The organism is Urbifossiella limnaea, assembly GCF_007747215.1.
Taxonomy (GTDB): domain Bacteria; phylum Planctomycetota; class Planctomycetia; order Gemmatales; family Gemmataceae; genus Urbifossiella; species Urbifossiella limnaea.
Window position 1 is genome coordinate 5,925,392 of record NZ_CP036273.1, and the last position, 25,069, is coordinate 5,950,460.

Sequence of the window (25,069 nt, forward strand, 5' to 3'; positions counted from 1 at the left end):
CTCCGGTCCCTGAGTCCCTCAGTCCCACGGTCCCTAAGTCCACCACGAAGGGTACGGAATGCCCGAAGCCGACCTGTCCTGGCTGACCTGGCTGGTGTTCCTGCCGGCCGCGGCCGCCGCGCTGCTCCTCGTCGTACCCGCCCGGTGGGTCGAGGCGCAGCGGTGGGTCGCGCTGTTCGGCGCCGCCGGCACGCTGTCCGTGTCGCTGTGCGTCGCCGTCGGGTACGACGACGCCGTCGGCCGCCAGCTCGGCACCACCGGCCGGCCCGGTCACGCCGCCACCGCCCGCCTCGACAGCCGCGCCGACTTCGCCGCCGCCAACTCGGCGAAGGCCGTCCCCGAATACCGCTCCGACGACTGGGTCGCCCGCCGCCCGTGGATCGACCGGTTCGACGCCGAGTACGCCCTCGGCGTCGACGGCATCAGCCTGCCGCTGGTCATCCTCACCGCGCTCGTCACGCTGCTCGCCGTCGCCGCCAGCTGGACCATCGACAAGTCGGTGAAGGCGTACCTCGTGCTCATCCTGCTGCTCGAAAGCGGCGTGCTCGGGGCGTTCCTGGCGCTCGACCTGTTCCTCTTCTACGTCTTCTACGAGGTGATGCTCCTGCCGATGTACGTGCTCATCGGCCTGTGGGGCGGCGGCCGGCGGCGCTTCGCGGCGCTCAAGTTCGTCCTCTACACGCTGGTCGGCAGTGTCGGCCTTCTGGTGGCGGTCATCGCGCTGTACTCCGTGGACGTGCGCGACTTCGTGCCGCAGGAGCGCGTCGCGTCCGAGGTCGCCGACCTGCGCAAGCGCAACCCGACGCTCTCGGCCGAGGCCGCGGCCGAGAAGGTCGAGGTCCACACCTTCGATTTCGTGACGCTGGCGAAGGCCGGCCGCGCCGTCATGCTGATCCTCTCGGGTCAGGAGGAGCGGCTGGCCGCGAAGACCGACCCGCGCGACCCCGCCGGCGGCGCCCAGGGCGGACCGGTCAAGCTGTTCGCCGTCGGCGTCGATCCGGCCGCCGCGGCGGCACGGCTGAAGGCGCAGCCGATCTGCACGCCGAACATGCAGTACCTGCTGTTCGTGCTGCTGTTCGTCGGCTTCGCCGTGAAGGTGCCGATCGTCCCGTTCCACTCGTGGCTGCCGGACGCGCACGTCGAGGCGCCGACGCCCGTGAGCATGATCCTGGCCGGCGTGCTGTTGAAGCTCGGCGGCTACGGGCTGATCCGGTTCGCGTTCCCGATCTGCCCGTGGGCCGCGAACGAGCTGGCGTGGTGGGTGGGGCTGATCGGCGTCGTCGGCATCGTGTACGGCGCGCTCGTGGCGATGGGCCAGACCGACTTCAAGAAGCTGCTGGCGTACTCGTCGGTGTCGCACATGGGGTTCGTGGTGCTGGGCCTGGCCTCGTGGTCCGCCGGGTCGGGGGCGCAGTACTGGGAGTGGGGCGTCGGCGGCGCCGTGTTCCAGATGGTGGCGCACGGCATCACGGCGTCGGCGCTGTTCTTCGCGGTGGGCGTGGTGTACGACCGGGCCCACCACCGCGACCTGAACCGCCTCGGCGGCCTGTACGAGCCGATGCCGGCGTACTCGGGGCTGGCGGCGGTGTTGTTCTTCGCGTCGATGGGGCTGCCGGGCCTGTGCGGGTTCGTGGGCGAGTTCACGGTGCTGACGGCCGCGTGGAACTACGCCCCGGGGCTGGCCATCCCGGCGGTGCTGAGCGTGATCCTGACCGCGGCGTACCTGCTGTGGGCGTGGCAGCGGGTGTACTTCGGCACGAACCCGGCCACGAAGGGGTTCCCCGAGCTGAGCGCACGGGAGGCGGCGGTGCTGGTGCCGTTCGCGGCGCTGGCGGTGCTGCTGGGCGTGTGGCCGGGGCTCATCATGCGGTGGCTCGACCCGAGCGTGGCGGGGTGGGTCGAGAACCTCGCAGCTCTGAAGCTTTAGGAGTGGAATACGAATTCACCACAGAGTCACAGAGGGCACAGCGGGAAGACACACAGCTGAGACGAAGCAGAGGTTGAATTCAATCATCCTACTGTCTCCCTCTCGGCCTTGTGTCCTCCCGCTGTGCCCTCTGTGACTCTGTGGTTAATCTCTTCTGCACGCCCCTTCCGCGGAGCCTCCCCTATGCGTCCCGCCGCGCTCGCGCTCGTGCTCCTCGCCGCCCCCGCCGCCCGCGCGCAAACGCCCGAGATCGAAGCCGCCATCCAGGCGAAGCTCGGAGCGAGCCGCTACGCCCTCAAGCTCGAAGACCCCGCCGGCGGGTTCGCCCCCGCGGCCGGCGGCAAGCCGGGCCTCCGCGCCACGTCGGCGTGCGTCCGCACGCTGAAGTACAGCGGCGCCAAGCTGCCGAACGCGGACAACCACGCGGCGTTCGTGATGGCGTGCTTCGACCCCAAGACCGGCGGCTTCGCCGACGCCCCAGGGCGCAAGGCGGACGTGACGCTCACCAGCGTCGGCGTCATGGCCGCGGTCGAGTTGGGCGTGCCGAAGGATCGCTACCGCAAGGCGTTGGACTACCTGCGGGACAACGCCAAGACGTTCGAGGAGGTGCGGATCGCGGCCGCGGGCGTCGAGGCGTGGGGCGTGAAGGACTGCCCGTTCAGCGTGAACCCGTGGATCGACACGGCCTCGGCCGAGATGCGGAAGGAACTGCCCGACGCCCGCGACGGCGGCGCCCGCGCCGCGGGCTCCGCGGCGGCGCTGGTGGCGCGGCTGGGCGCGCGGATCGGCCGGCAGGAGCACCTCCTGCTGACGGGCATCCTGACGAGCGGCCAGCGGCCGGACGGCGGCTGGGGCAAAGCTGGCGCGAAGACGTCAGACCTGGAAACGACGTACCGGGTGATGCGGGCGCTGGTGCTGCTGGAGCAACGGCCGTCGGAGCCGGCCCGGCTGCGGGCGTTCCTGGCGGCGTGCCGAAACGCCGACGGCGGCAGCGGCGTCGTGCCCGGCGAGGCGTCCGGCGCCGGGCCGACGTACTACAGCGCGATCGTGACGCACTGGCTGGCCCGCTTCGAGAAGTGACGCGGGCGCCCGCCCGGTGTATGCTGGCCGTGCCACCCCACACATCGCACGGGCCACGCCATGCCCGACCTCGTCCCGCCGCTCGTCCGCCGCCACCGCCGGGCGTTCCTCGCGTCCGCCGCCGGGGGCGTCGTCGCCGCCGCCGGCTACGGGCTGGTGTCGGCCGTGCGGAAGGTACGGATGTCCGCTTCCCGCTCGCGCGACCTCTGAAACCTCAAGCAGCTCGCGTTGGCGGTCGCCAACTACACCGACGCCAACGGCCACTACCCGCCAGCGTACCTTCCGGGTCCGGACGGCCGGCCGTGGCACAGCTGGCGCGTGCTCGTCCTGCCGTACATCGAGCAGTACACGCTGTTCAAGGAGTACCGCTTCGACGAGCCGTGGGACGGGCCGAACAACCGCCGCCTCGCCGGGCGGATGCCGTCGCTGTACCGGTTCCACGCCGGCACCGAGCCCGACACCACGACCTCGAACTACCTCGCCGTAGTCGGCCCCGAGACGCTGTGGCCGGGTACGAAGAAGGTGACGCCGGCCGCCGTCACCGACCGGCTCGCGTCCACGATCCTGGTGGTGGAGAATTTGGGCCTCGGCGTCCACTGGATGGAGCCGCGCGACCTGGTGCTGGCGGACATGGACCTGCGGGTGAACAGCCCCGCCGGCGTGAGCAGCCCGTACACGTGGCCGGGCGTGGCGATGCTCGACGGTAGCCTACACACGCTCCGCGCCGAGCTGCGGCCGGAGGTGCTGCGGGCGCTGCTGACGATCGACGGGAACGAGCCGCTCGCCGACGACGGCGCCGGCGGCTGGGACTTCCTCGCCGACGGCCGCGACCGGCCGCTGGTGCCGTGACCGGCTCACGCCGTCGGGGTGCCGGCCTGCCGGGCCTTCCGCGCGGCGACGAACGAGCGCACGCACAGGAACAGGAACACCGCCGACAGCCCCGTCATTCCCAGGCCGACCTGCACCGCGGTCGTGTTCACGTCGAACTTGCGGAGGACGACGGGCACGAACCCGCCGATCACACCGAGCAGCGCCAGCACCGCGGCCAGGTGCATCGCGTGCTTGCGGGCACCGGGCGCGGCCAGCGACAGCAGCCCGGCCAGCGCGATGGGCAGCCCCACGAACGCCGGCGACGCGGCCGAGATCTGGTTCGGCTTGCCGCCGGCGAGCAGGTCGGGGTTGAAGTAGGCGACCGCCCCGAGGGCGGTGAGCAGGGCGCCGAACACGATCGCGTAAGCCGGCATCGATGGCTCCGGGGCGGGGGGCGTTCGGCTGTTGTACGGCGGAGCCGCGTCAGCGGCCGAGCGCCTCCAGGTACCGCCGCGCGAGAGCCTCGCCCGGCCGCGGCGCGTCGGGGGCGTACAGCGCCAGCGCCGCGCGGAAGCGGCCGGCGGCGCCGGTCGGGTTGCCGCGCTCCAGTTCCAGCACGCCGGCCAGCACCCCCAGGTCGGCCCGCGCCGCCGTCAGGAATCGCACCTCCGCCGCGAACGCCGCCACCCGCTGCCCGTCGCGGCCGGCCGCGCCCACCACCGGCACCCACCCCACGCCCGCCGGCCCGCCCCACGCCGCCGCGAGCGCCGTCAGCCGACCCGCCTGCGCCGACAGCGCCCGCGCCACCGCCGGCATCACCTGCCGCTCCTCCGCGTCGAGCCGCGCGCCAATCCGCTCGACTGCGGCGAACGCGCCGGGGTAGTGGCCGGCGGCGGCGCACTGGCAGAAGTCGTACCAGTCGCGCGCCGGGAAGCGGTACACCCACGCCCCGCCGCGGCCCGGCAGCGTGAATAGTCCGAGCGACCCCGCGTCGCGCAGCTCGCTCCGGTCTAGCAGCACCCGCGCCTCCGGCAGCTGGCCCGTCTGGATCAGCAGGTCCGCCAGCAGCGACAGCCCCTCGACGCCGTAGAGGTCGGGGTGCGAGGCGAGGAGCACGTCCACGGCGCGCTGCGGCAGGCCGAGTCCCGCCGCGGCGCGGGCCCGGGCCAGGGGGTCGCCGGTCAGGCCGACCGTGCGCACCAGGAAGCGGTTCTCGGCGTCGTGCACCAGCTTCTCGGCCTGCTCCGCCACCGCCGCGACGCCGTCGGCGTGGCCGGGCAGCCGCAGCGCCGCGGCGGCGTGCTTGTGGGCCAGGTCGACGAACCCGCGGCGGCCGTACACGCCGGCGAGCGCCTCTTGCGCTGGCGCCGAGTCGGGGTTCCGCCGCACCGCCTGCACCAGCGCCCCGGCCGCCGCCGCGTGGCGGACGAACGCCAGCGGCGTCAGCGGCTCGCCGGCGTCGCGCTCCCACGTCCGCGCGTCCAGCGCCAGCGCCGCCCGCGCCGCCACGAGCCACGCCACCCCGTCGGCCGGGTCGCGCTCGGCCCCGAGGCGGCCAGCCCGCATCGCCAGCAGCGGCAGCGCGGGCGAGCGGTCGGCCTCGCCGACGAGGCGGAGGTAGATCGTCCCCGCGTCGGCGTGCCACGAGCCGCGGCGGCCGGTGCCGCGCGTCACGTCCCACCACGGCGCCGGCTCCGCCAGGGAATCCGGGCCGACGCCCGCGGCCTCCGGCGACGGCCCGAACGCGGCGCGCTCGGGGTCGAACCGCGGCGCGGCCCCCTTCGGCACCACGAGCACGGCACCGCCGGCGACGCGGGCCACGTCCCACCGCGCGGCGGCGGCGCGGAGTGCGGCGGTCAGCCGCTGCGGGTCGGGGTCGTACACGAGGGCGGCGACGCTACCGCGGCTGAGGAGCGCCTGCGGGTCGGCTCGGCCGGGGAGGAGGCCGACCGCTTCCGACCGCTCGCGGTAGTCGTCGCCGGCGAACAGCGCCAGCCGGGCGTCGATCGAGGAGCGCTCGCCGGGGGCGAACCACGCGAGGTAGTGGCCGACGTCCGGGTGCGACGTGAACACGACCGCGTCGGCGGGGAGGACGCCGGTGGCGCGCCACTCGGCGAGTCGGCCGGCGGCGTGTTCGAGCGTCGGGTCGGCGTGGACGCCCCAGGCGGCGCCGCGGTCGCGGACGTGGAAGCCGGTCAACTTCCCGAACCAGCCGAGCCCCGCGAGCGCGACGCCGGCGAGGAGCACGACGATGCGCCCGAGTCGCGGCCACGCCGTCGGGAAGGCTTCGCCGAAGTTCAGTGCCGTGACCGGCCCGGCGACGACGGCGAAGAACGGGATCAGCCGCGCCTGCCACGCGGCGAGCGCGGCGAAGACGAGCCACACCGGGCCGCGCCAGCCCCGCAGCGCCGGTCGGTTCAGCAGGAACGATACGACGCCGAGCGCCAGCAGCGCGACGAACGCGAGTGCCGCGAAGTTGTACCCGCGGAAGGCGTCGGCCGACCACGGCGACGCGAACGACGGTGCCAGCCGCGGGTCGTCGGCGAATTCGGCCCACGCGGCGGGCGACAGTTCCGGTGGGAGCGCCAGCGCGCGGACGTGGTGCGGGCTCAGGAGGCACGCGGCGAGCGTCGCCGGCACCAGCCACCGCGGCCACGGCTCGGGGCGCGTTCGGTCGAGGCGCCGGCCCAGCGCGAACAGGCCGACGAGCAGCGGCCCGAGGAGGAACCAGCCGTCCACGTTCACCCACACCGCGACGAGCACCGGCACCGCCCGCAGCGCCGTTCCGCCGCGGACGAGGCACCACAGGCACGCCGCCAGCAGCAGGACCGACGCGGCCATCGGGTGCAGCTGTAGCCGAGGTGCCATCGCCGCCACGGCGAGGAGCACGCACCCCGCCGCGAGCCAGCGCGGCCCGCGGCCGACGGCGAGCATCAGCGCCGCGGTGCTGGCCACAGCGGCGGCCTTGAGCGCGACGACGGCGGCGGGGCCGAGGTGGGTGAAGGCGAGGTACAGGCCGAGGTCGAACAGCCAGGCGTGGTTCGCCCACGACTTGCCGGCGGGGGCGGCGAACGGGTCGGCGCCGAACGTGTAGTCGCCGGTTGCAATCAGCCGGCCGGCGGCGAGGTGGAGCCACACGTCGGAGTTGCGGGCGACGAACGACGCGGCCAGCGCGGCGACGACGAGGACGAGCGTAGTCGACACGGCGTCGGCGGCGCGCGCCGCGGGGCGCGGGAGAGGGTCCGGCACGGGGGCGTGGCTCCGAGACGAAGACGTTTTGACAGGATAACAGGATGAGGCAGGATGGAAAACAAAGACGAAATTTAAACTAATTCCTGTCTTTGTTCTCCATCCTGCCTCATCCTGTTATCCTGTCAATAACTGCCTCCCCCGCCATTACTCCGCGGCCTTGCCGCGGCGCTTTTTCGGCGCCTCGGCCTCCGGCGCCTCGCCGATCGTCGCCAACTCGGCCGCCGCCTCGGCCTCGTCCTTCGCCGCCGCCGCCGCCGCGTCCATCAGCTCCTGGCTCGACGGCTTCGGCTTCCGCTTCTCCAGCACGGCCGCGGTCAACTCGGCCCGCACAGCCGGGTTCTCGCGCAGGAACGTCACCGCCTTGTCCTTCCCCTGCCCGAGCCGCTGCTCCTTGTAGCTGAAGAAGGCGCCACTCTTCTCGATGATCTCGTCCTCCAGGGCCAGCTTGAGCAGGTCGCCCTCGTAGTCGATGCCGCGGTCGTGGAGGATCTCGAACTCGGCGTTGCGGAACGGCGGGGCGATCTTGTTCTTCACCACCCGCACCCGCGTCTCGGCGCCGATCGTCTCGTCGCCGTCCTTGACGTGGGTGATCCGCTTCACCTCCATCCGCACGCTGGCGTAGAACTTCAGCGCCAGCCCGCCGGTGGTCGTGTTCGGGTCGCCGTACATGACACCGATCTTCTGCCGGATCTGGTTGATGAACAGCAGGCACGTCCGCGACTTGTTGATCGTCGGGGTGAGGATGCGCATCGCCTGGCTCATCAGCCGGGCCTGGAGGCCCACCTTCGTGTCGCCGATCTCGCTGTCCTGGATCTCGTTCTTCGGCACCAGCGCCGCCACCGAGTCGACGACGATGAGGTCGACGGCGTTGCTCTTGATGAGCATCTCGGCGATCCGCAGCCCCTCCTCGCCGTAGCCGGGCTGGCTGACCAGCAACGAATCCAGGTCGACGCCGATCCGCTTGGCCCAACTCGGGTCGAGGGCGTGCTCGGCGTCGATGAACGCGGCCACCCCGCCGTTCTTCTGCACGTTGGCGACGGCGTGCAGGGCCACGGTGGTCTTCCCGCTGGCCTCGGCGCCGTAGATCTCGACGACGCGGCCGCGGGGGAGCCCCTTGCCGCCGAGGGCGATGTCCAGGCCGAGGCAGCCGGTGGAAATGCCCTCCACGTCGTCGACGTTCATGTCGCCGAGCGACATGATGGCCCCCTTGCCGAACTCCTTCTCGATGGCCGAGAGGGCGGTTTTGAGCTCCTTGTTCTCCTTCGCGTCCTTCAGTTCCTTCGCCATGACTGGTCCCTTTCGTGGCCCCCGCCGACCGGCCCGTGGGTAATTCAGGGTCGAGGGTATGTTGAGTCGCGGGGAGCGGGTGCGAGTTTACCCAGGATTCCCGGCGCGGCGTAGGTCGGTAGCGAAAATCTTCCGGCGCCTGCGGCGGTGCGAAGCCGCGAGCGACAACGTAGCCACCCGAGCGAACGCTTGCGGCCTCGCGCGGCCCCGAGTCGGGCTTGTTTCCCCCGTCCCACCGGGGTATCCCACACCCCCCGGACGGCGGGTCAGGAGTGCGGCAGGAAGAACACGCCGGTGACGAACGTGCCGGCCCAGAGGAGCGCGAACACCGCCGCCAGCCCGAGGTGGAGCCGCTTCCGCCGCCGCACCCCGGTGACGAACATCGCCGGCAGCAGCACCGCCGACGGCACCGCGAACCACAGGTGGACCCGCAGCGCCTCCCGCGCCGCCGGGTCGAACGCCGACTTGACGTCCACGAACTGCAGGAGCGCCTCGAACCCGACGACGGTGCTCATGGTGAGGACGAAGAACACGGTGTTGAGCCGCCCGTGCAGCCGCGGCCGGCCGGCGGCCAGGGCCGCCAGCGACGCCGCCAGGATGACGGTGACGGCGGCGACCAGCACCTTCAGGGTCAGGATGATCTCGGGGCCGGTGGGCATCGCGGGTCGTCCGGGGGCGGGGTGTGCCGTGATCTTAGCCGCCCGCCGCGCCGCCGGCCCGTTACCGCCCCGCCGGGAAGCCGCATGACGCCGCAACTGTCCGTCGTCGTCCCCGCGTTCAACGAGACCGGCCGCATCGGCCCGTACCTGGCCGACGTCCGCGCCCACCTCGACGCCGCCTACCCCGCCAACTACGAGGTGCTGGTCGTCGACGACGGCAGCACCGACGGCACGCCCGATCTCGTCCGCACGACGGCCGCCGGGTGGCGCGAGCTGCGGCTGGTGCAGCTGCCGGCCAACGCCGGGAAGGGCGCGGCGGTGCGGGCCGGGGTGCGGGCCGCGGCCGGCCGGCGGGTGCTGTTCACCGACGCCGACGGGGCCACGCCGATCGCCGAGGAGTGGAAGCTGGCGCGGGCGGTGGCGAAGGGTTCGGCCGTGGCCGTGGGCTCGCGGTACGTGGACGGCCCCGGCGTGACGCGGACGCGCAACCCGCGGCGGGCGGTGATGGGGTCGGTGTTCCGCCTCGCGGCGCGGGTGCTGGTGGGCGTCGGCGTGCGCGACACCCAGTGCGGGTTCAAGCTCTTCACCGCCGACGCCGCCGCGGCGCTGTTCGGCGCCGGCCGCGAGACCGGCTACCTGTTCGACATCGAACTGTTGGCGCTGGCCGACCGGTTCGGCCTGCCGGTGGCCGAGGTGGCGGTGAACTGGGCCGAGCAGCCGGGCTCGAAGGTGCGCGTCGTCCGCGACAGCGTGCGGATGTTCGCCGGCCTGTGGCGCGTCCGCCGCCACCTTCAGACGGCGCCCGCACTGCCGGCCGCCCGCCGCGCCGCCTGACCGGCTATACTGCCGGCACCATGACGCTGACGGTTCACCTGTTCGCCGCGGCCCGCGACCTGGCCGGTGCCGCGGCCCTGCCGATCGACCTGCCCGACCGTTCGACAGTGTCCGACCTGCGTGCGGCGCTGGCGGCGTGCGTCCCGGCGCTGGCGGCGCTGCTGGCGCGCTCGGCGGTGGCGGTCGATCACGAGTTCGCGGACGACACGCACGTCCTGACCGCCACCGCCGAGGTGGCGGTGCTCCCCCCCGTGAGCGGCGGTTGAGTCGGGTGCTTCCGGCGCGACGCGGCCGGGGGTACAATTTGGTTGTTGAGTCGTGCGGTAGCCCACGACGGCGGACCGCCCGAAGCCGATGGTGCGACTGAACCCGCCCGCCGGACCGGCGTTGATTCCAACGACGCGGTCTGGGTTCTGCGGAACCCACCAGTCCGGGTGAACCTGACCGCCGCGGGGGGCAGGAAGTCCGCGAACCGGAGTTCGGCAGCGGGGAGAGTTGGTATGGGGACGTGGAGTGAATCGATCTTGGCCGACGACGACGCGTTAGACGTCGTCCGGCACTATCGCCGACTTTACAACCAAGGCATGGACCATGCGGCGGTCCGCCACGCGCTCGAACTCGGTTGGGCGGAGGCGATCGCGGACAGCGATGACGGCCCGGTTTTTTGGTTCGCGGTCGCCGCCGCGCAGTGGGAATTCGGCGCTCTCGACGCCGATCTGCTCGTGCGGATTCAGGAGATCGCGGAACAGGGGCGCGGCCTCGACCGCTGGCGGGAGGGGGGGCCGAGCCTGCTCGCGAAGCGTGAGCAGGCCGTCCGCGAGTTCTTGCACGTGGTCAGGCAACGCAACCCCAGGCCGAAGAAGCGGACGGTCGAGAAGCGTCACCCGCCCGTCTACCTGCCCGGGGCATGTCTCGCCGCGGAACTCGGCGACGGAACGTTCGGGGCCGTCCTGGTACTCGCCACCGACGACCGACACGAAACGGAAGGGTTTGACATCGTGGCGTTGCTGGAGTGGCGATCGGCGGACAAGCCCCCGCTCCGAACGTTCCGCCAGCGACAACTGATCCGCCCGGATGCGGACGGCCGGCTGATCCCTGTCGTGCGCAAGTGCTTTGCCCGATTCCACAAGCCGGTCAGGGGCAAGTTGACCCAGGTCGGACAGCTCGCGCGTCCCGAGAGCGAAGAGACGCACCTGCGAACCCGCTTCCAGGGGCGGTGGCAGGAGGCGATCACCGACCTCGAGCATTATTTCGGGCTGCGGAGTTGATGCCTCATGGTCCGCCTCACCCCCGACCCCATCGACTACCACGCCCTCACCGAGAGCGTGCGCGGCCCCCGGTGCGGGGCCGTCGCCCTGTTCCTCGGCACCGTCCGCGAACTCACCGGCGACCGCGTCACCACCCGCCTCGACTACCAGGCCTACCCCCCCATGGCCGAGAAGAAACTCGCCGAGGTCGAGGCCGAAGTCCGCCGCCGCTGGCCCGTCGGCGAGGTGGCGCTGGTTCACCGGGTCGGCAGCCTGGACGTCGGCGAGGTGAGCGTCGCCGTGGCCGTCAGCGCGCCGCACCGGGCGGCCGCGTTCGAGGCGTGCCGGTTCGCCATCGATACGCTGAAGGCAACGGCCCCGATCTGGAAGCGCGAGAACGCCCCGGGCGGCGCCGCCGAGTGGGTGGAGGGCGCATGACGACGCACACGCCGCCGACCGTGTACCTCGCCCGCCACGGCGAGACCGCGTGGTCGAAGTCCGGCCAGCACACCGGCCGCACCGACATCCCGCTGACGCCCAAGGGCGAGGCCGACGCCGCGAAGATCGGCGCCCGCCTCGCCGGCACCGCGTTCGCCCACGTGTTCAGCAGCCCGCTGCAGCGCGCGTGGCGCACCGCCGAGCTGGCCGGGTTCGCGCCGACGCCGGAGCCGGAACTGCTGGAGTGGAACTACGGCGAGTGCGAGGGGCTGAAGACGGCCGAGATTCGCGCCCGGCGCCCCGGCTGGGACCTGTTCCGCGACGGCGCCCCCGGCGGCGAGTCGGTGGCCGACATCCAGGCGCGAATCGACGGGCTGGTGGGGCGCCTCAAAGCGCTGAGCGGCAACGTGCTGCTGTTCGCGCACGGGCACGTGCTGCGGGTGCTGGCGGCCCGGTGGGTGCGGCAGCCGGTGCCGTTCGGCCGGGCGCTGCTGCTCTCGACCGCGACCGTCAGCGTCCTCGGGTTCGACCACATGGCGATGGACGAGCCGGCGATCAAGCTGTGGAACGACGACCGGCACCTGCAGTAGTCGTCGGGAGTCTTCGGGAGTGGGGAGTTGAGGAGTCAGAACCGGACAGCCGTGCCCATCCCGCTGACGCTCGCGGCAGCCGGCGCCGGCACGCCGGTCGCCCCGACTCCCCCACTCCCGCAGACTCCCGCAGACTCCCGCAGACTCATCGACTCCCACGGCCGCGTCCACACCAACCTCCGCGTCAGCGTCACCGACCGGTGCAACCTCCGCTGCACGTACTGCATGCCGGAAGATGTCGTGTTCCGCGACCGCGCCGAGCTGCTGACGTTCGAGGAGATCACGCGCTTCGTCCGCGTCGCGGCCGGGCTCGGCGTCCACAAGGTGCGGCTCACCGGCGGCGAGCCGCTGGTGCGAAAAGGCCTGGACCGCCTCGTGCGGATGCTGGTCGACGTGCCGGGGCTGACCGACCTGGCGCTCACCACCAACGGCGTGCTGCTGGCCGAGCAGGCGGCGGCGCTCCACGCCGCGGGGCTGCGGCGGCTCAACGTCTCGCTCGACACCCTCGACCCCGGCCGCTTCCGCGAGCTGGCCCGCCGCGACGGGTTGGAGCGCGTGCTGGCGGGGTTGGAGGAAGCGACGCGGGTCGGGTTCACGCGCATCAAGGTGAACGCGGTGGCGCTGCGCGGCGTGACCGAGCTCGACGCGGTGCCGCTGGCCCGGTTCTGCCGCGACCGCGGCTACGAGCTGCGGTTCATCGAGTCGATGCCGATCGGGGCCGACGCCTGGGACCGCTCCCGGGCGCTGCTCGCCGACGAACTGTTGGAGCTGCTCCGCCGCGGGGTGGGGCCGCTGGAGCCGGCGGCGGGCGCGGACCCGAGCGCGCCGGCTACGGAGTACGAGTACGCAGACGGCGGCGGGCGCGTGGGGGTGATCGCGTCGGTGTCGCGGCCGTTCTGCGGGGCGTGCAACCGGCTGCGGCTGACGGCCGAGGGGGCGGTGCGGAACTGCCTGTTCGCGCTCGACGAGGCCGACGCCAAGCCGCTGCTGCGGCCGGCGCCGGACGACGCCGGGCTCGCCGAACTGCTGCGGCGGGTGGTGTGGGCGAAGTGGGAGGGGCACGGGTTCAACGCGGCCGGGTACGTGAAGCCCGGCCGCACCATGCACGCCATCGGCGGGTGACGGCCGTCACGCCGCGCGGCGCGGGCGGGCGTCTTCGGCCGGGCGGGCGTGCGTCTCCCGGATCGCGTCCTGCACGCGGTCCAGCTGCTGGTACAAGGCGCTCAGCGCCTGATACTGCTCGTTCCGCTGGAACTCCAGCATCTCGGCCAGCAGCCGCTCCAGCCGCTCCACCCGCCGGTGCAAGAGCGGCCGGGCGCACCGGTCGGCCGCCCGCAGCACCTTCGCCGCCGCCGACCGCACGTGGAACTTCACCCGCGACAGCGCCGGCAGGTCCCGGAGGATCGCCGCCTGCGCCGCCCGCCGGACCTCCGCCGCCCCCGGGTCCGGCTCGCCGCGCGCGCTCACCACGTCGTACAGGCCGAACGCCTCCCGCCCGTACCGCCCCAGGAGCGTCGCCAGCCCCGCCCGCACCGCCGCGTCCGGCTCGCGCATCAGGTTCGCCGCGTGCGCGAACGCCGCGTCGCGCAGCGGCGGCAGGAGCTCGGCCGGGAGGTCCGGCGTCAGCGCCGCGGCGCGGATCAGCTCGGGGCCGAACTGGCGGAAGATGCCGCTGGCCGTGTAGCCCCACAGCACGTCGCGGTACTCCGGCGCCGCGATCCGGGCCATCAGCGTTCGCAGCACCACCTGCTGCGTCTTCTTCCGCTTCTGGCTCTGCGAGTACGACTCGGGCACCTCGCGGACCACCGACACCCGCTCCGGCAGGAAGCACACGCCGCGGCGGAACGCCACCACCTGCAGCGGGAACCAGTCGCCGTGCCACTGCAGGTCGGCGTGGTACCCCCCGGCGGCGAGGAACTCGTCCTTCCGCCAGATCACCGGGCCGGGCACGCCGCACAGGGTCATCCGCGGGGCCAGCTCCTTCGGCGGCAGGTAGCACGCCTCGTCGGCCCACGGCCCCGGCGACAGGAAGCGCAGCCGCCCGTCGTCGTCCACGCACTCGACGAGGCCGACGGTGATGCCGGCCTCGGGGTGCGCGGCGAACAGCGCCATCGCCTTCTCGAAGTACCCGGGCAGGACGTAGTCGTCGGACGCGGCGCCGAACACGTACTCGCCGCGGGCCATACCCAGGGCGCGGTTGAGGGTGGCGATGACGCCGCTGTTCTTCTCGTTCACGTGGAAGCGGACGCGCGGGTCGTGGCGGGCGTACTCGGCGATCACGTCGCGGCTGTCGTCGGTGGACGCGTCGTCGATGATGATCAATTCGAGGTCGGTGTACGACTGGTCGAGGATGGCCTCGATGCACCGCGGCAGGTACGGGGCGTGGTTGTAGTTGGGCAGAATGACCGACAGTTTCGGCACCGTCATGACGCCTCCCCACGGGGTCCGGCGCGGGCACCGCCGTATTGGAGGTATCGACCACCGGCGCGGCCGAGTTGACCGGAAGTGCCGGTTGTGCCGGCGCGGCCGGGCTGGGCGCGGGCGGTGTGCCGCGACCAGAAGTGTTTCCGTCAGCTCACGCGGGGCCCGCCGGCGTTCGGCCGCCGCGCGAAAACTCATGCGGCAGGATGAGACCGGCGCACCCCAGGCCGGGTTTTCGCGGCCGACGGGTTGTGCGAGACACGACCCGGTCCCATGCTGGTGTGCCCCCGCCGACCGGCCGATCCCTCCGGGCTTGCCATGAGCTCCTCGCTCGCCGCCCCCCCCCGCGGAAACGCCCTCCTGCCCGCGGACACGCTCGACGGCACCGGCGAAGTCGCCGTCACCCCGGCGTTCACGCTGCTGACACGCCTCCTCGACACCCTCGTCGTCCTCCCCGAGGAGTGGGACGAACTTGCGCCGCGCGACCGCGACCTGATCACGCAAGCCCCCGGCACCGACGCCCTCCTCGACCGGCTCGTCACCCGCCACCTGCTGACCGGGTACCAGGCCGAGGCCGTCCGCGACGGCCGCGCCGACGACCTGATCCTCGGCCACTACCGCGTCCTCGACGTGCTGGGCCAGGGCGGCATGGGCACCGTCTTCCGGGCCGAGCACCTCCAGCTCCGCCGGCAGGTCGCGCTGAAGGTCATGGCCCGCGCCATCGAGGGGAACCCGCGGCTGCTGCACCGGTTCTACGCCGAGGCCCGCGCCGTCGCCCGGCTCCAGCACCCGAACATCATCGGCTGCACCGACGCCGGCCTGGCCGTGCGCTCCGACCCCGCGGGCGGCGCCCGCGACTACTTCGTCATGGAGTTCTACCCCGGCCAGGACCTGTACCACCTCGTCCGCGAGACGGGGCCGCTGACGCCGCACCGGGCCTGCGACCTGTTCCGCCAGATCGCCGACGCCCTCGCCGAGGCCCACAAGCACGGCCTCGTCCACCGCGACATCAAGCCGTCGAACGTGCTCGTGACCCCCGACTGGCAGGCGAAGGTGCTCGACTTCGGGCTCGCCCGGCTGCCCGACCGCGACGTCACCGAGGCCGGCACGCTGCTGGGCACGGTCGGCTACATGGCCCCCGAGCAGGCCCGCGACCCGCACGCCGTGGACGCCCGCGCCGACCTGTGGAGCCTCGGCGCCACGATGTACTGGGCGCTGTCCGGCCGCGAGCCGTACCCCGAGAGCGGCAACCCGGTCCGCGACCTGCACCGCCGGTTCAGCACGTCGCCCGACCCGGTCCGCGCCGTCCGCCCCGAGGTGCCGGCGGAGGTGAGCGACCTCGTCGCCCGGCTCATGGACAACGACCCGGACCAGCGGTTCCCGTCGGCCCGCACCGTCGCCGCGGCCCTCACCGGGTTCACCCACTGGCTGCCGGCCGGGGCGCCCGCGACGATGCCGCCGGCGAAGGCCGACCGCGTGCGTGTGTTGCTCGTGGACGACGAGCCGCCGCTGCGGCGGTGGATGACCGCCGTCCTGAAAGGCCAGTACGAGGTGCGCGAGGCGTGCGACGCGGAGACGGCTCTGGCCGACGTCGTTCGCAACCCGCCGGACGTGATCGTGGCCGACGTGAACCTCCCGGGCCTCAGCGGCCCCGAACTGATCGCCCGCATCCGCGCCACCTGCCCGGACCCGGACGCGATCAAGATTCTCCTCGTGTCCGGGGCGCTGCCGACGGAGGCGCTCGGCGGGCTGGCCGTGGACGGGGCCGACGACTTCCTGGCGAAGCCGTTCAGCTCGCCCGACTTCCTCTCCCGCATCCGCTCACTGGTGCTGCGGCGCGGCGGCCGCACCGGGCCGGGCACCGCCGCCGCCGCGTCGAAGGCGACGGCGGTGATGAGCCGCGGTTCGCTCGAACGCACGCCACGCCCGGTCGCGCCGCCGGCGCGGCCGACGGCCGCGGCCGAGGCGCTGTCGTACACCGCGTCGCGGCTCCTGACCGAGACGAACCTGGCGGCCGACGGGCACTGGAGCCGGGTGGGCCGGTACGTGCGGGCGCTGGCCGGGGCCGCCGCCGGCGGCGGCGAGTACGCCCGGCTGAAGGACCCGACCTACGTGGACCTGCTGGCCGCGGTCGCGCCGGTGTACGACGTCGGGCTGCTGGCCGTGCCGCGCAACGTGCTGATGAAGCCGGACAAGCTCGACGAGGACGAGCGGAGCGTGGTGCAGTCGCACACCACGGCAGGCAGCGAGGTGCTGATGGCGGTGGCGGGGAAGTTCGCGGCCGACGTGCCGAGCCTGCCACTGGCCGCCGAGGTGGCCCGCGGCCACCACGAGCGGTGGGACGGCACCGGCTACCCGGACGGCCTCGCCGGGGCGAAGATTCCCCTGGCGGCGCGGCTGGTGGCGGTGGCGGCGGTGTACGAGGCGCTGCGGAGCCGCCGCCCGCACCGCCCGCCGCTGAACCACGCCCGCGCGGTGAATCTCATCACCACGGAGTCGGCGGGCCACTTCGACCCGACGCTGCTCGCGGCGTTCGCCACCGCGGCCCCGCGGTTCGAGCAGATTCATCAGGGGGGGTGAGCGGACGAGCGGCCCGCGTCAGCCCGCTGTTCCTCCGCGCGTCAGCGGCGCTCAGGAACAGCCCGCTGACGCCGGCCGCTCGCCCGGCTCGTGCAAACGAATCGCGCTCACAGCGTGCGGTCGAAGCCGCCGCGGACGGCGTCGCGCACGTCGGCCCACGCGGACGTCTCGCCCGACGCCTCCCACCCGTCGCGGAGGCTCGTCTCGACCTGCGAGAACATCATCCCGGGGTGCCGCGCCTGGGCCGCCTGGCCGTACCGGTAGGCCCGCCGCTGCGCGGCCAACTGGTCCTCGCTCGGCTTCGTGCCGGTGCGGCCGAAGTACTCGCGAATCCAGTTGTCCTCCGTCGTCGGGTCGATGAGTTCGCCGATCCCCTTCCCCGCCAGCCCGCCGGCCGCCGCCCCGCCGACGATGGCCCCGGCCACGGCGCCGAGCGGCCCCGCCGTGAGGGTGCCGACCGCCAGCCCGGTCGCCACCCCGCCGAGGACGGCCCCGACGCCCGTCTCGATCGGGTGCGAACCCGGCGTGTTCGTGATCGGGTCCGGGTTCCGCGGCCCGTAGGGCGGCAGGTCGACGGTCTTCTCGGGGTCTGTCGTCGTGCTGGCGGCCATGAGTCGTCCTCCGGTGAGTGGGCGGCTCACAACAGGCAACCGCTGTGCCGCCGGCACCGGATTCGCATTCGGGTGAAATGAGATCACTCACCCGGAGGTGCGCCGTGCGGTTCTTCAGCTTTCTGGTGCTGGTCGCGTTCGGGGCGGCGGTCGGCTACTTCGCGTACACGAACGGCCACGACGTGTCGGTGAACCTGGCCGGCAACGCCGTGTCAGTGTCGGTGCCGGTGCTGGCGCTGACGGTCTACGTGCTCGGGATGCTGACCGGGTGGGCCGTGGTCGGCCTGTTGCGGCGGTCGTGGAACCGCGTCGTGGAGTACGACGCGAGGTAGGGGGCGAGCGCCCGGCGGCGTGCGCCCGGGCGTCACGCCACGAGGCGCAGCGTCCGCGGTGACTCGCCGCGGTAGATCGTGCCGATCCGCTCGCGCGTCAGCCCGAGCACCTTGTCGAACCGGCTCAGCTTCAGGCCCGCGATGCCGGTGTCGTAGTCGGCCAGGTGGTGGAGCATGTTCACGTCGGCCGTCACTTCGCGGTCGATCTCCCGGGCGAACAGCCGCCGCACCAGCCGCAGCCCGCCCATCGGGCCGGGGTAGCGCGACTTCGCGTACGTCACCGAGAACAGCCGCGTGCTCCGGTCGTCGATCGGCACGAAGAACAGGTACAGCCGCCACCGCACCATCCCCTCGCGGCTCCCGTCCGGGCTCGTCCACCAGTGGTCGTACACGCTGTACAGCGGCGAGAAGTACGTCGTCCAGTCGTCGTGGAACGTGTCGCCCGGCTTGATGCCGAGGAACCACGCGAACACCGGGTTCAGCCGCTTCGTCGGCCCCTCGTTGATCACACGGACGCTGGAAGCGGTGCTCTCGAACCGCACCTTCACCTCGTTCATCCGCTCCAGGTCGTAACCGAACGTGGTGTGGACGGTGCCGCTGTGCTCGATCTCGGTGAAATTGTCCACCGCCAGTTCCAGCGGCGCCGGCAAGACGTGGCTGAGCGTGCACACCGGGTGGAAGCCGTCCGGGGCGAGCCGCGGGAACTCCGGCCTCGACTGGCGGGACTTGAGCCACACCAGGCCGTGCTCCTCGCGCACGTCGTAGCTGGTGGTGCAGGCGTGGAGCTTCGGGCTGCCGGGGCTCTCGCCGCTGCCGCACGCGTCGAACGTCCACCCGTGGTACTGGCACCGCAGCTTCTCGCCGACGACGGTGCCGATGCTCAACTTCAGCTTCCGGTGTGGGCAGGCGTCGGCCAGCGCGCCGAGGCCGGCGGCGGTGCGGAACACGGCGATCGGCTCGCCGGCGACCGTGACGCCGACCGGCTTCGCCCGCAGCTCCGCCGAGCGAAGCACCGGCTGCCAGTGGTCGAGCATCCCCATGCGTGCAGTCTCCGGGGCGAACGGTATCCCGGTATCGACCGCCCCCGCCGGCGTGGTTGACCCAAACCCCTACAATGGGTACATGTTCACCGGTCTGGTGCAAACGCTCGGCACGGTACGGGCCGCCGAGGCCGACGGCGACGGCGGCCGCCGCTTCCGCGTGGCCGGGTTCGGCGAGGAACTGGCCGTCGGCGAGAGCGTGGCGGTGAACGGCGCGTGCATGACGGTCACCGCCCGCGGCGCCGACGGCTTCGCCTTCCAGGCCGGCCCCGAGAGCCTGCTGCGGACGAACCTGGGGGCGCTGGCCCCCGGCGACGCGGTGAACCTGGAGCGCGCCCTCCGCGCCGGCGACCTGCTCGGCGGCCACTTCGTCACCGGCCACGTCGACGCCGTGGGGCGCATTGAAGAACGCACCACGACCGGCGAGTGGGAGACGGTGTGGTTCGGCTTCCCGCCCGGCTGGGACGAGCTGCTCGTGGAGAAGGGCTCGGTGGCGGTGGACGGCGTGAGCCTGACGGTGGTGGACGTGCGGCCGGACCGGTTCAGTGTGATGCTGATCCCGCACACCCGGGCGCACACCACGCTCGGCCCGAAGGGCGTCGGCGCGGCCGTGAACCTGGAGTTCGACCTGCTGGCCAAGCACGTCCGCAAACTGGTGCGCCGCGTATAACAGCACGATGAACCTGTTGACCCATCTCCGCACCCTGTTCGCGCCGGCGGTGTCGGCCGCGGCCGCGGACCCGGCGAAGGTGCCGGACTACCTCGCCGCCGTGAAGCCGGCCGGCAACCCCGACCACGGCGACTACCAGGCCAACTTCGCCATGGCGCTCGCCAAGGCCGCGGGGAAGAAGCCGCCGGACGTGGCCCGCGAGATCGTCGCCGCCCTCCCCGTGACCACCGACATCGAGCCGCCGACCGTCGCCGGTCCGGGCTTCATCAACGTCAAGTTCACGCCCGCGTTCCTGGCCCGCGCCGTGCGCGAGCTGGCCACCGACGAGCGCCTCGGCCTGCCGGTCGCGGCGAACCCGCGGACGTACGTCATCGACTTGAGCGGCCCGAACGTGGCGAAGCCGCTGCACGTCGGCCACCTCCGCAGCACGATCATCGGCGACGCCCTGGTGCGCGTCCTCCGGGCGCTCGGCCACACCGTCGTCGGCGACAACCACCTCGGCGACTGGGGGACGCAGTTCGGCATCCTCTTGTACGGCTACAAGCACCACCGCGACGACGCGGCCTTCGCCGCCGACCCGGTCCGCGAGCTGGCCCGCCTGTACGTCGCGGTGCGGAAGCTGTTCAAGCAGGCCGGCGACGACGACGAGGAGGGGCCGACCGACGACCCGGTGAAGAAGGCCTGCCAGGAGGAGACGGCGAAGCTCCACGCCGGCGACGCCGAGAACGTCGCCCTGTGGCAGACGTTCATGCCGGCGTGCCTCGAAATGCTCCGCCCGATCTACGACCGGCTCGACGTGAAGATCGACCACGCGCTCGGCGAGAGCTTCTACAACCCGATGCTCCCCGGCGTCGTGGCCGACCTGCTGGCGAAGGGGCTGGCGCGCGAGAGCAAGGGCGCCGTCGTCATCCCGAACGCAAAGGGCGTGATCCCGCAGACGGACGAGGAGGCGAAGAAAGAGGAGCCGCCGGCGATCGTCCGCAAGCGCGACGGGGCGTTCACCTACACCACCACCGACCTCGCCACCGTCAAGTACCGGATGGACACCTGGAAGCCGGACGCGATGCTCTACGTCGTGGACGCCCGCCAGGCGCTCCACTTCAAGACGCTGTTCGCCGCCGCCCGCCGCTGGGGGTACGACCGCGTCGAGTTCCAGCACGTCCAGTTCGGGTCGATCGTGGGGAAGGACAAGAAGCCATTCCAGACCCGCACCGGCGGCGTGGTCGAACTGTCGTCGCTGCTCGACGAGGCGGCGGAGGCGGCGCTGACGAAGTACGAGGCGAGCTACGCCGACCGCAAGGCGCACGGCCACGACGTGCCCGAGCTGACGGACGCGGTGAAGCGCGACATCGCCGAGGTGGTCGGCATCGGCGCGGTGAAGTACGCCGACCTGAGCGGCAACCGCACCAGCGACTACGTCTACGACGCGGACAAGATGACCGCGACGGAGGGGAACACGGCGAGCTACATGCAGTACGCCTACGCCCGCTGCTGCGCCATCTTCCGCCGCGAGAACATTGACCCCGGCCGCTTCCGCACCGACCCGCCGGCGGTGATCCTGGGCGAGCCGGCCGAGCGGGCGCTGGCGCTGCAGCTGCTCCGCTTCCCGGAGGCGGTCGAGGCCGCGGCGGCGGACTACCTGCCCCACCTCGTCACTGGCTACCTGTGGGACCTGGCGAAGGCGTACAGCGTGTTCTTCGAGAACTGCCCGGTGCTGAAGGCGCCGGCGCCCGAGCTCCGCGACAGCCGGCTGCTGCTGGTGGACCTCGTGGGCCGCACCATCCGACGGGCGCTCGACCTGCTCGGCATCCGCGTCGTGGAGCGGATGTAGGATTGGTGTGCGAGGGCTCGGGCTCGGTCGCTTCAGGCCGAAGGCCTGACAGCCCTCAGCCCAGGGCAACGCCCTGGGTACGGGAAGCAGACCACCCCCAGCCTGAAGGGCTGGGAGGCTCGCAGGCCTTCAGCCTGCAACGTTCTTCGCACCGCGTACCCAGGGCGGCGGTCGCTGACGCTCCCTTGCCCTGGGCTGAGGGCTGTCACCCCTTCGGGGTGAAACCCGGAACCCTGAACCCGAAACTGGCTCCCATGTTCGTCGATCGTGTCGAGTTGTACGTGAAGGGCGGGGACGGCGGCCGCGGGGCCGTGTCGTTCCGGCGCGAGAAGTACGTCCCGCGCGGCGGCCCCGACGGTGGCGACGGCGGCGACGGCGGGTCGGTCATCGTCCGCGCCGACCCGAACGCCGACAACCTCGCCGGCCTCACCATGAAGAAGCACTGGAAGGCCAAGAACGGCGAAGCCGGCTCCGGCGCCCGCTGCGCCGGGTCCGACGCCGAGGACGTGATCCTCCTCGTGCCGCCGGGCACCATCATCCGCGACCGCGACCGCGGCAACGTCCTGAAAGACCTGACCACCGAGGGCGAGGAAGTGGTGGTGGCGAAGGGCGGCCGCGGCGGCCGCGGCAACCACCACTTCAAGAGCGCCACGAACCGCACGCCGCGCCAGTTCGGGCCGGGCGAGGACGGCGAGGAGCGGCACATCAGCCTGGAGCTGAAGGTGATCGCCGACGCCGGCCTGGTTGGCTTCCCGAACGCCGGCAAGTCCACGCTGCTGAGCCGGCTGTCGCGGGCCACGCCGGAAATCGCCCCGTACCCGTTCACCACGAAGCACCCGCACCTCGGCATCGTCACGCTCGGCGACGCCGGCTTCGTGCTCGCCGACCTGCCCGGCCTGATCGAGGGCGCGGCGCAGGGCGTGGGCCTGGGGCACGAGTTCCTGCGGCACGTCGAGCGGACGCGGGTGCTGGTTCACGTCGTGGAGCCGTTCCCGTCCGACGCCGCCGACCCGGTGAAGAACTATCACACCATCCGCAAGGAGCTGGCCGACTACACCATCCCGCTGGACGGCCGGCCGGAGATCGTGTGCGTCAGCAAGGCGGAGCTGCCCGGCGCCGACGCCGTGCGCGACAAGTTGGCCGCGGAACTGGGCCGCGAGGTGCTCCTGTTCTCGGCGGTGACCGGTCAGGGTCTGTCGGGGGTGGTGGGCCGGGTGCTGGCGCTGCTGACGGAACTGAAGGCGGCGGAGCCGAAGGAGGTGCGGCGGCCGCCGGTCGAGTTCCCGACGGAGGCCGCGGTGCGGACCGAGGACTTCAAGACGCAGCCGGTGCCGAGCATCACCCCGCCGGCCGACGCGGGGGGGTGAGTCCGTGTTCGTCGGCTCGGGGGTGTGTCCGCTTGCGGCTTAGCGTAGGGCAGCGCTAAGCCGCAAGCGGACTCACCCACGAGCTAAAACCCTTCGAGCCCCCATGCTTCCCGCCGTGGTCGTGGACATCGGCAACACCCGCGTTAAATGGGGCCGGTGCGCCGCCGACGGCATCGCCGACGTGGTCGCGCTGCCGCCCGACCCCGCGGCGTGGGCCGCGCAGGTCGCCGCGTGGGGGCTCGGCCGCGGCACCCGCTGGGCCGTCGGCGGCGTCAACCCGCCGGTCGCCGACGCCCTCGCCGCGTGGGTCGAATCCATCGGCGGAACCTGTCATCACTTCCGGTCACCCACGGAATTGCCGATCCCGCTCCTGGTGGACGAGCCCGCCGCCGTCGGCATCGACCGCGTGTTCGGCGCGCTGGCGGCCCGGTCTCTCGTCCCCCCCAGTACGCCGGCCGTGACCGTGGACGTGGGGACGGCGGTCACGGTGAACCTGGTGGACGCGGCGGGGGCGTTCCGCGGCGGCGCCATCTTCCCCGGCCCACGGCTCATGGCGCTGGCGCTGCGCGACCGCACCGCACAACTGCCGCTCGTCGAACTCACGGGCTCGCCCGAGGGGTTGGGGCCGGCGACGAACACGGCCGCGGCCATCCGCACCGGGATCGAGTCGGCGGTCGTCGGCGGGGTACACGGGCTGATCTGCGGTGCGCTCGACGCGGCCCCCGCCCCCGGGGCGTGGGTGTTCATCACCGGCGGCGCGGCCACAGTGCTGGCCCCCTACCACCTGCGGGACGTCACGATGACGCGCGAACCGGCGCTGAACCTCCTCGGCATCCGCCTCGCCGCGGCGGCGCTGGGGTGAGCCTCGCGTGACCACCCCCGGTCACAGGGTTGCCACCGGCCACGGCCCGCCGCCCCACTTCCCCGCGATTTCCCCGTCAATTCTGCACTTCCGGCCGCCGGCACGCCGGATGCCTTGGAGTGGCCGAACCGACCGCCCGTCGCATCGACCCGGAGCCGTTTCGTGCCAACGTCCCGCCGTGCCGCGTTCACCCTCATCGAACTGCTGGTGGTCATCGCCATCATCGCCATCCTGATCGGGCTGCTGCTCCCGGCGGTGCAGAAGGTCCGCGAGGCGGCGGCGCGGATCAAGTGCACCAACAACATGAAGCAGCTCGGCCTCGCGCTGCACAACTACGAGAGCGCCCGCGGCGAGTTCCCGATGTCGAAGCGGCTGTTCAAGGACGCCACCCTCCCCGAGGCGGCTCAGCGGAGCTGGATGCCCGACGCCCTGCCGTACATCGAGCAGGGCGCCCTGCTGGCGCAGTACGACCTGCGGGAGAACTGGTGGGTCGGCAACAACGGCGTCCTGGCCCAGACGCAGCTCCGCGTCGTGCAGTGCCCGTCCACCCCGAACCCGGACCGCCTCCAGAACAAGATCGAGGTCACCCCGCCGAACAAGGTCGGCGCCTGCACCGACTACTACGTCGTCGAGGGAATCCACGCCAACTTCAACACCAACGCCGGGCTGACCGGCACGGACCAGGTCACCGGGGACCGGGCCGGGGCGATGACCGGCTGGACGGCGGTCACGGCCCCGCGGCCGTCCAACCGGATCACGTCGGTCCTCGACGGCACGTCGAACACCATGCTCGTCGGGGAGAACGCCGGCCGCGAGGACGTGTACCGCAACGGCAAGCTGGCGGCCGCGGCGAACGCGACCACCGCCGCGGCCGACTGCGCCCGCGCCCGCGGCGGGGCGTGGGCGACGAACGACAACCCGTTCGAGATCGGCCAGCTGGTCAACTGGTGCGGCGGCGGGGCAGCGCCGGGCCTGCCGCCGACGCCGATGAAGGTGAACGGGTCGAACGAGTGGGGCTACCTGTTCTACTCGATGCACCCCGGCGGCGCGAACGTGACGATGGCCGACGGGTCGGTGCGGTTCGTGCGCGAGAGCACGCCGGTGCGCACCCTCGGCATCCTCGCCACCCGCGCCGGCGGCGAGGTGGCGCCTTCGGAATGACGAATGACGAATGACGAGATCCCGGACGGGTTGCCCGTGGTTGCGTCGCCGGGTAGTCATTCTTCGTCAT

At 72.6% G+C, this 25,069-nt stretch carries 23 protein-coding genes and 1 pseudogene; 17 read left to right on the forward strand and 7 right to left on the reverse strand.

Annotated elements, in window-relative coordinates:
- Positions 1-58 precede the first annotated feature (58 nt).
- The 4 genes and pseudogenes from ETAA1_RS24145 to ETAA1_RS24155 form a co-directional block, all read left to right on the forward strand.
- Entirely contained in the window at positions 59-1,927 is a 1,869-nt protein-coding gene (locus tag ETAA1_RS24145; protein ID WP_145243051.1) for a complex I subunit 4 family protein, read from the forward strand.
- 183 nt (positions 1,928-2,110) lie between these two features.
- Positions 2,111-3,007 carry a prenyltransferase/squalene oxidase repeat-containing protein gene (locus tag ETAA1_RS24150; RefSeq protein ID WP_145243052.1) on the forward strand — a complete coding sequence of 299 codons (897 nt, stop codon included), beginning with the start codon at positions 2,111-2,113 and terminating at the stop codon, positions 3,005-3,007.
- 60 nt (positions 3,008-3,067) lie between these two features.
- Positions 3,068-3,217: a hypothetical protein gene (locus ETAA1_RS32360; RefSeq protein WP_202920374.1), complete on the forward strand. Its 150-nt coding sequence runs from the start codon at positions 3,068-3,070 to the stop codon at positions 3,215-3,217.
- A 12-nt stretch (positions 3,218-3,229) separates the two neighbouring features.
- Positions 3,230-3,856: pseudogene (locus tag ETAA1_RS24155) on the forward strand (DUF1559 family PulG-like putative transporter); the annotation flags it as partial.
- Between the two features lie 5 nt (positions 3,857-3,861).
- Here ETAA1_RS24155 and ETAA1_RS24160 read toward each other — a convergent pair.
- The 4 genes from ETAA1_RS24160 to ETAA1_RS24175 form a co-directional block, all read right to left on the reverse strand.
- Entirely contained in the window at positions 3,862-4,251 is a 390-nt protein-coding gene (locus tag ETAA1_RS24160; protein WP_145243054.1) for a hypothetical protein, read from the reverse strand.
- A 49-nt stretch (positions 4,252-4,300) separates the two neighbouring features.
- Complete coding sequence (locus tag ETAA1_RS24165) at positions 4,301-7,066, reverse strand: hypothetical protein (protein ID WP_145243055.1); 2,766 nt, start codon at positions 7,064-7,066, stop codon at positions 4,301-4,303.
- Positions 7,067-7,213: 147 nt separating this feature from the next.
- Positions 7,214-8,356 carry a recombinase RecA gene (gene recA / locus ETAA1_RS24170; protein ID WP_145243056.1) on the reverse strand — a complete coding sequence of 381 codons (1,143 nt, stop codon included), beginning with the start codon at positions 8,354-8,356 and terminating at the stop codon, positions 7,214-7,216.
- Between the two features lie 266 nt (positions 8,357-8,622).
- Complete coding sequence (locus tag ETAA1_RS24175) at positions 8,623-9,015, reverse strand: hypothetical protein (protein WP_145243057.1); 393 nt, start codon at positions 9,013-9,015, stop codon at positions 8,623-8,625.
- 84 nt (positions 9,016-9,099) lie between these two features.
- On the opposite strand from ETAA1_RS24175, the gene ETAA1_RS24180 reads away from it, so the two are divergent.
- From ETAA1_RS24180 to moaA, 6 genes are all read left to right on the forward strand, one after another.
- A complete protein-coding gene (locus tag ETAA1_RS24180) occupies positions 9,100-9,849 on the forward strand; it encodes a glycosyltransferase (RefSeq protein WP_145243058.1) in 750 nt (249 codons plus the stop codon).
- 20 nt (positions 9,850-9,869) lie between these two features.
- A complete protein-coding gene (locus ETAA1_RS24185) occupies positions 9,870-10,115 on the forward strand; it encodes a MoaD/ThiS family protein (protein WP_145243059.1) in 246 nt (81 codons plus the stop codon).
- A gap of 258 nt (positions 10,116-10,373) precedes the next feature.
- Positions 10,374-11,117 carry a hypothetical protein gene (locus ETAA1_RS24190; RefSeq protein ID WP_145243060.1) on the forward strand — a complete coding sequence of 248 codons (744 nt, stop codon included), beginning with the start codon at positions 10,374-10,376 and terminating at the stop codon, positions 11,115-11,117.
- 6 nt (positions 11,118-11,123) lie between these two features.
- Entirely contained in the window at positions 11,124-11,534 is a 411-nt protein-coding gene (locus tag ETAA1_RS24195) for a molybdenum cofactor biosynthesis protein MoaE (RefSeq protein WP_145243061.1), read from the forward strand.
- The gene (locus ETAA1_RS24200; RefSeq protein WP_145243062.1) at positions 11,531-12,124 is read left to right on the forward strand and encodes a histidine phosphatase family protein; all 594 of its coding nucleotides are present in this window, start codon (positions 11,531-11,533) and stop codon (positions 12,122-12,124) included. Before ETAA1_RS24195 ends, ETAA1_RS24200 begins: the two co-directional genes overlap by 4 nt.
- Positions 12,125-12,181: 57 nt before the next feature.
- A complete protein-coding gene (gene moaA / locus ETAA1_RS24205; protein ID WP_390621252.1) occupies positions 12,182-13,246 on the forward strand; it encodes a GTP 3',8-cyclase MoaA in 1,065 nt (354 codons plus the stop codon).
- Between the two features lie 6 nt (positions 13,247-13,252).
- On the opposite strand, the gene ETAA1_RS24210 is transcribed toward moaA, so the two are convergent.
- Entirely contained in the window at positions 13,253-14,551 is a 1,299-nt protein-coding gene (locus ETAA1_RS24210; protein ID WP_202920375.1) for a glycosyltransferase family A protein, read from the reverse strand.
- A gap of 312 nt (positions 14,552-14,863) precedes the next feature.
- On the opposite strand from ETAA1_RS24210, the gene ETAA1_RS24215 reads away from it, so the two are divergent.
- Positions 14,864-17,125, forward strand: a complete 2,262-nt coding sequence (locus tag ETAA1_RS24215) for a protein kinase domain-containing protein (RefSeq protein WP_202920376.1) — start codon at positions 14,864-14,866, stop codon at positions 17,123-17,125.
- Positions 17,126-17,232: 107 nt separating this feature from the next.
- On the opposite strand, the gene ETAA1_RS24220 is transcribed toward ETAA1_RS24215, so the two are convergent.
- The gene (locus tag ETAA1_RS24220; RefSeq protein ID WP_145243065.1) at positions 17,233-17,736 is read right to left on the reverse strand and encodes a hypothetical protein; all 504 of its coding nucleotides are present in this window, start codon (positions 17,734-17,736) and stop codon (positions 17,233-17,235) included.
- Positions 17,737-17,840: 104 nt separating this feature from the next.
- Here ETAA1_RS24220 and ETAA1_RS24225 point away from each other — a divergent pair, with 104 nt between their 5' ends.
- A complete protein-coding gene (locus ETAA1_RS24225) occupies positions 17,841-18,068 on the forward strand; it encodes a hypothetical protein (protein ID WP_202920377.1) in 228 nt (75 codons plus the stop codon).
- A gap of 32 nt (positions 18,069-18,100) precedes the next feature.
- On the opposite strand, the gene ETAA1_RS24230 is transcribed toward ETAA1_RS24225, so the two are convergent.
- Positions 18,101-19,108 carry a Rieske 2Fe-2S domain-containing protein gene (locus ETAA1_RS24230; RefSeq protein WP_145243067.1) on the reverse strand — a complete coding sequence of 336 codons (1,008 nt, stop codon included), beginning with the start codon at positions 19,106-19,108 and terminating at the stop codon, positions 18,101-18,103.
- Between the two features lie 82 nt (positions 19,109-19,190).
- Here ETAA1_RS24230 and ETAA1_RS24235 point away from each other — a divergent pair, with 82 nt between their 5' ends.
- The 5 genes from ETAA1_RS24235 (at position 19,191) to ETAA1_RS24255 (ending at position 24,999) form a co-directional block, all read left to right on the forward strand.
- Positions 19,191-19,778, forward strand: coding sequence for a riboflavin synthase (locus ETAA1_RS24235; RefSeq protein ID WP_145243068.1), 588 nt, complete (start codon positions 19,191-19,193; stop codon positions 19,776-19,778).
- A gap of 7 nt (positions 19,779-19,785) precedes the next feature.
- Positions 19,786-21,609: an arginine--tRNA ligase gene (argS, locus tag ETAA1_RS24240; RefSeq protein ID WP_145243069.1), complete on the forward strand. Its 1,824-nt coding sequence runs from the start codon at positions 19,786-19,788 to the stop codon at positions 21,607-21,609.
- A 254-nt stretch (positions 21,610-21,863) separates the two neighbouring features.
- Entirely contained in the window at positions 21,864-22,976 is a 1,113-nt protein-coding gene (obgE, locus tag ETAA1_RS24245) for a GTPase ObgE (RefSeq protein ID WP_145243070.1), read from the forward strand.
- 103 nt (positions 22,977-23,079) lie between these two features.
- Positions 23,080-23,838 (forward strand): type III pantothenate kinase, encoded by a 759-nt coding sequence (locus ETAA1_RS24250; RefSeq protein ID WP_145243071.1) that lies wholly within the window; start codon positions 23,080-23,082, stop codon positions 23,836-23,838.
- Positions 23,839-24,000: 162 nt separating this feature from the next.
- Complete coding sequence (locus ETAA1_RS24255; RefSeq protein WP_202920378.1) at positions 24,001-24,999, forward strand: DUF1559 domain-containing protein; 999 nt, start codon at positions 24,001-24,003, stop codon at positions 24,997-24,999.
- Positions 25,000-25,069 lie beyond the last annotated feature (70 nt).

Bases quoted from the DNA above. Each gene is read 5' to 3' on its own strand.
- ETAA1_RS24145 (WP_145243051.1), top strand. From the start codon at position 59: ATGCCCGAAGCCGACCTGTCCTGGCTGACCTGGCTGGTGTTCCTGCCG.
- ETAA1_RS24150 (WP_145243052.1), top strand. From the start codon at position 2,111: ATGCGTCCCGCCGCGCTCGCGCTCGTGCTCCTCGCCGCCCCCGCCGCC.
- ETAA1_RS32360 (WP_202920374.1), top strand. From the start codon at position 3,068: ATGCCCGACCTCGTCCCGCCGCTCGTCCGCCGCCACCGCCGGGCGTTC.
- ETAA1_RS24160 (WP_145243054.1), bottom strand. From the start codon at position 4,251: ATGCCGGCTTACGCGATCGTGTTCGGCGCCCTGCTCACCGCCCTCGGG.
- recA (WP_145243056.1), bottom strand. From the start codon at position 8,356: ATGGCGAAGGAACTGAAGGACGCGAAGGAGAACAAGGAGCTCAAAACC.
- ETAA1_RS24175 (WP_145243057.1), bottom strand. From the start codon at position 9,015: ATGCCCACCGGCCCCGAGATCATCCTGACCCTGAAGGTGCTGGTCGCC.
- ETAA1_RS24180 (WP_145243058.1), top strand. From the start codon at position 9,100: ATGACGCCGCAACTGTCCGTCGTCGTCCCCGCGTTCAACGAGACCGGC.
- ETAA1_RS24185 (WP_145243059.1), top strand. From the start codon at position 9,870: ATGACGCTGACGGTTCACCTGTTCGCCGCGGCCCGCGACCTGGCCGGT.
- ETAA1_RS24195 (WP_145243061.1), top strand. From the start codon at position 11,124: ATGGTCCGCCTCACCCCCGACCCCATCGACTACCACGCCCTCACCGAG.
- ETAA1_RS24200 (WP_145243062.1), top strand. From the start codon at position 11,531: ATGACGACGCACACGCCGCCGACCGTGTACCTCGCCCGCCACGGCGAG.
- ETAA1_RS24210 (WP_202920375.1), bottom strand. From the start codon at position 14,551: ATGACGGTGCCGAAACTGTCGGTCATTCTGCCCAACTACAACCACGCC.
- ETAA1_RS24215 (WP_202920376.1), top strand. From the start codon at position 14,864: ATGAGCTCCTCGCTCGCCGCCCCCCCCCGCGGAAACGCCCTCCTGCCC.
- ETAA1_RS24220 (WP_145243065.1), bottom strand. From the start codon at position 17,736: ATGGCCGCCAGCACGACGACAGACCCCGAGAAGACCGTCGACCTGCCG.
- ETAA1_RS24230 (WP_145243067.1), bottom strand. From the start codon at position 19,108: ATGGGGATGCTCGACCACTGGCAGCCGGTGCTTCGCTCGGCGGAGCTG.
- ETAA1_RS24235 (WP_145243068.1), top strand. From the start codon at position 19,191: ATGTTCACCGGTCTGGTGCAAACGCTCGGCACGGTACGGGCCGCCGAG.
- argS (WP_145243069.1), top strand. From the start codon at position 19,786: ATGAACCTGTTGACCCATCTCCGCACCCTGTTCGCGCCGGCGGTGTCG.
- obgE (WP_145243070.1), top strand. From the start codon at position 21,864: ATGTTCGTCGATCGTGTCGAGTTGTACGTGAAGGGCGGGGACGGCGGC.
- ETAA1_RS24250 (WP_145243071.1), top strand. From the start codon at position 23,080: ATGCTTCCCGCCGTGGTCGTGGACATCGGCAACACCCGCGTTAAATGG.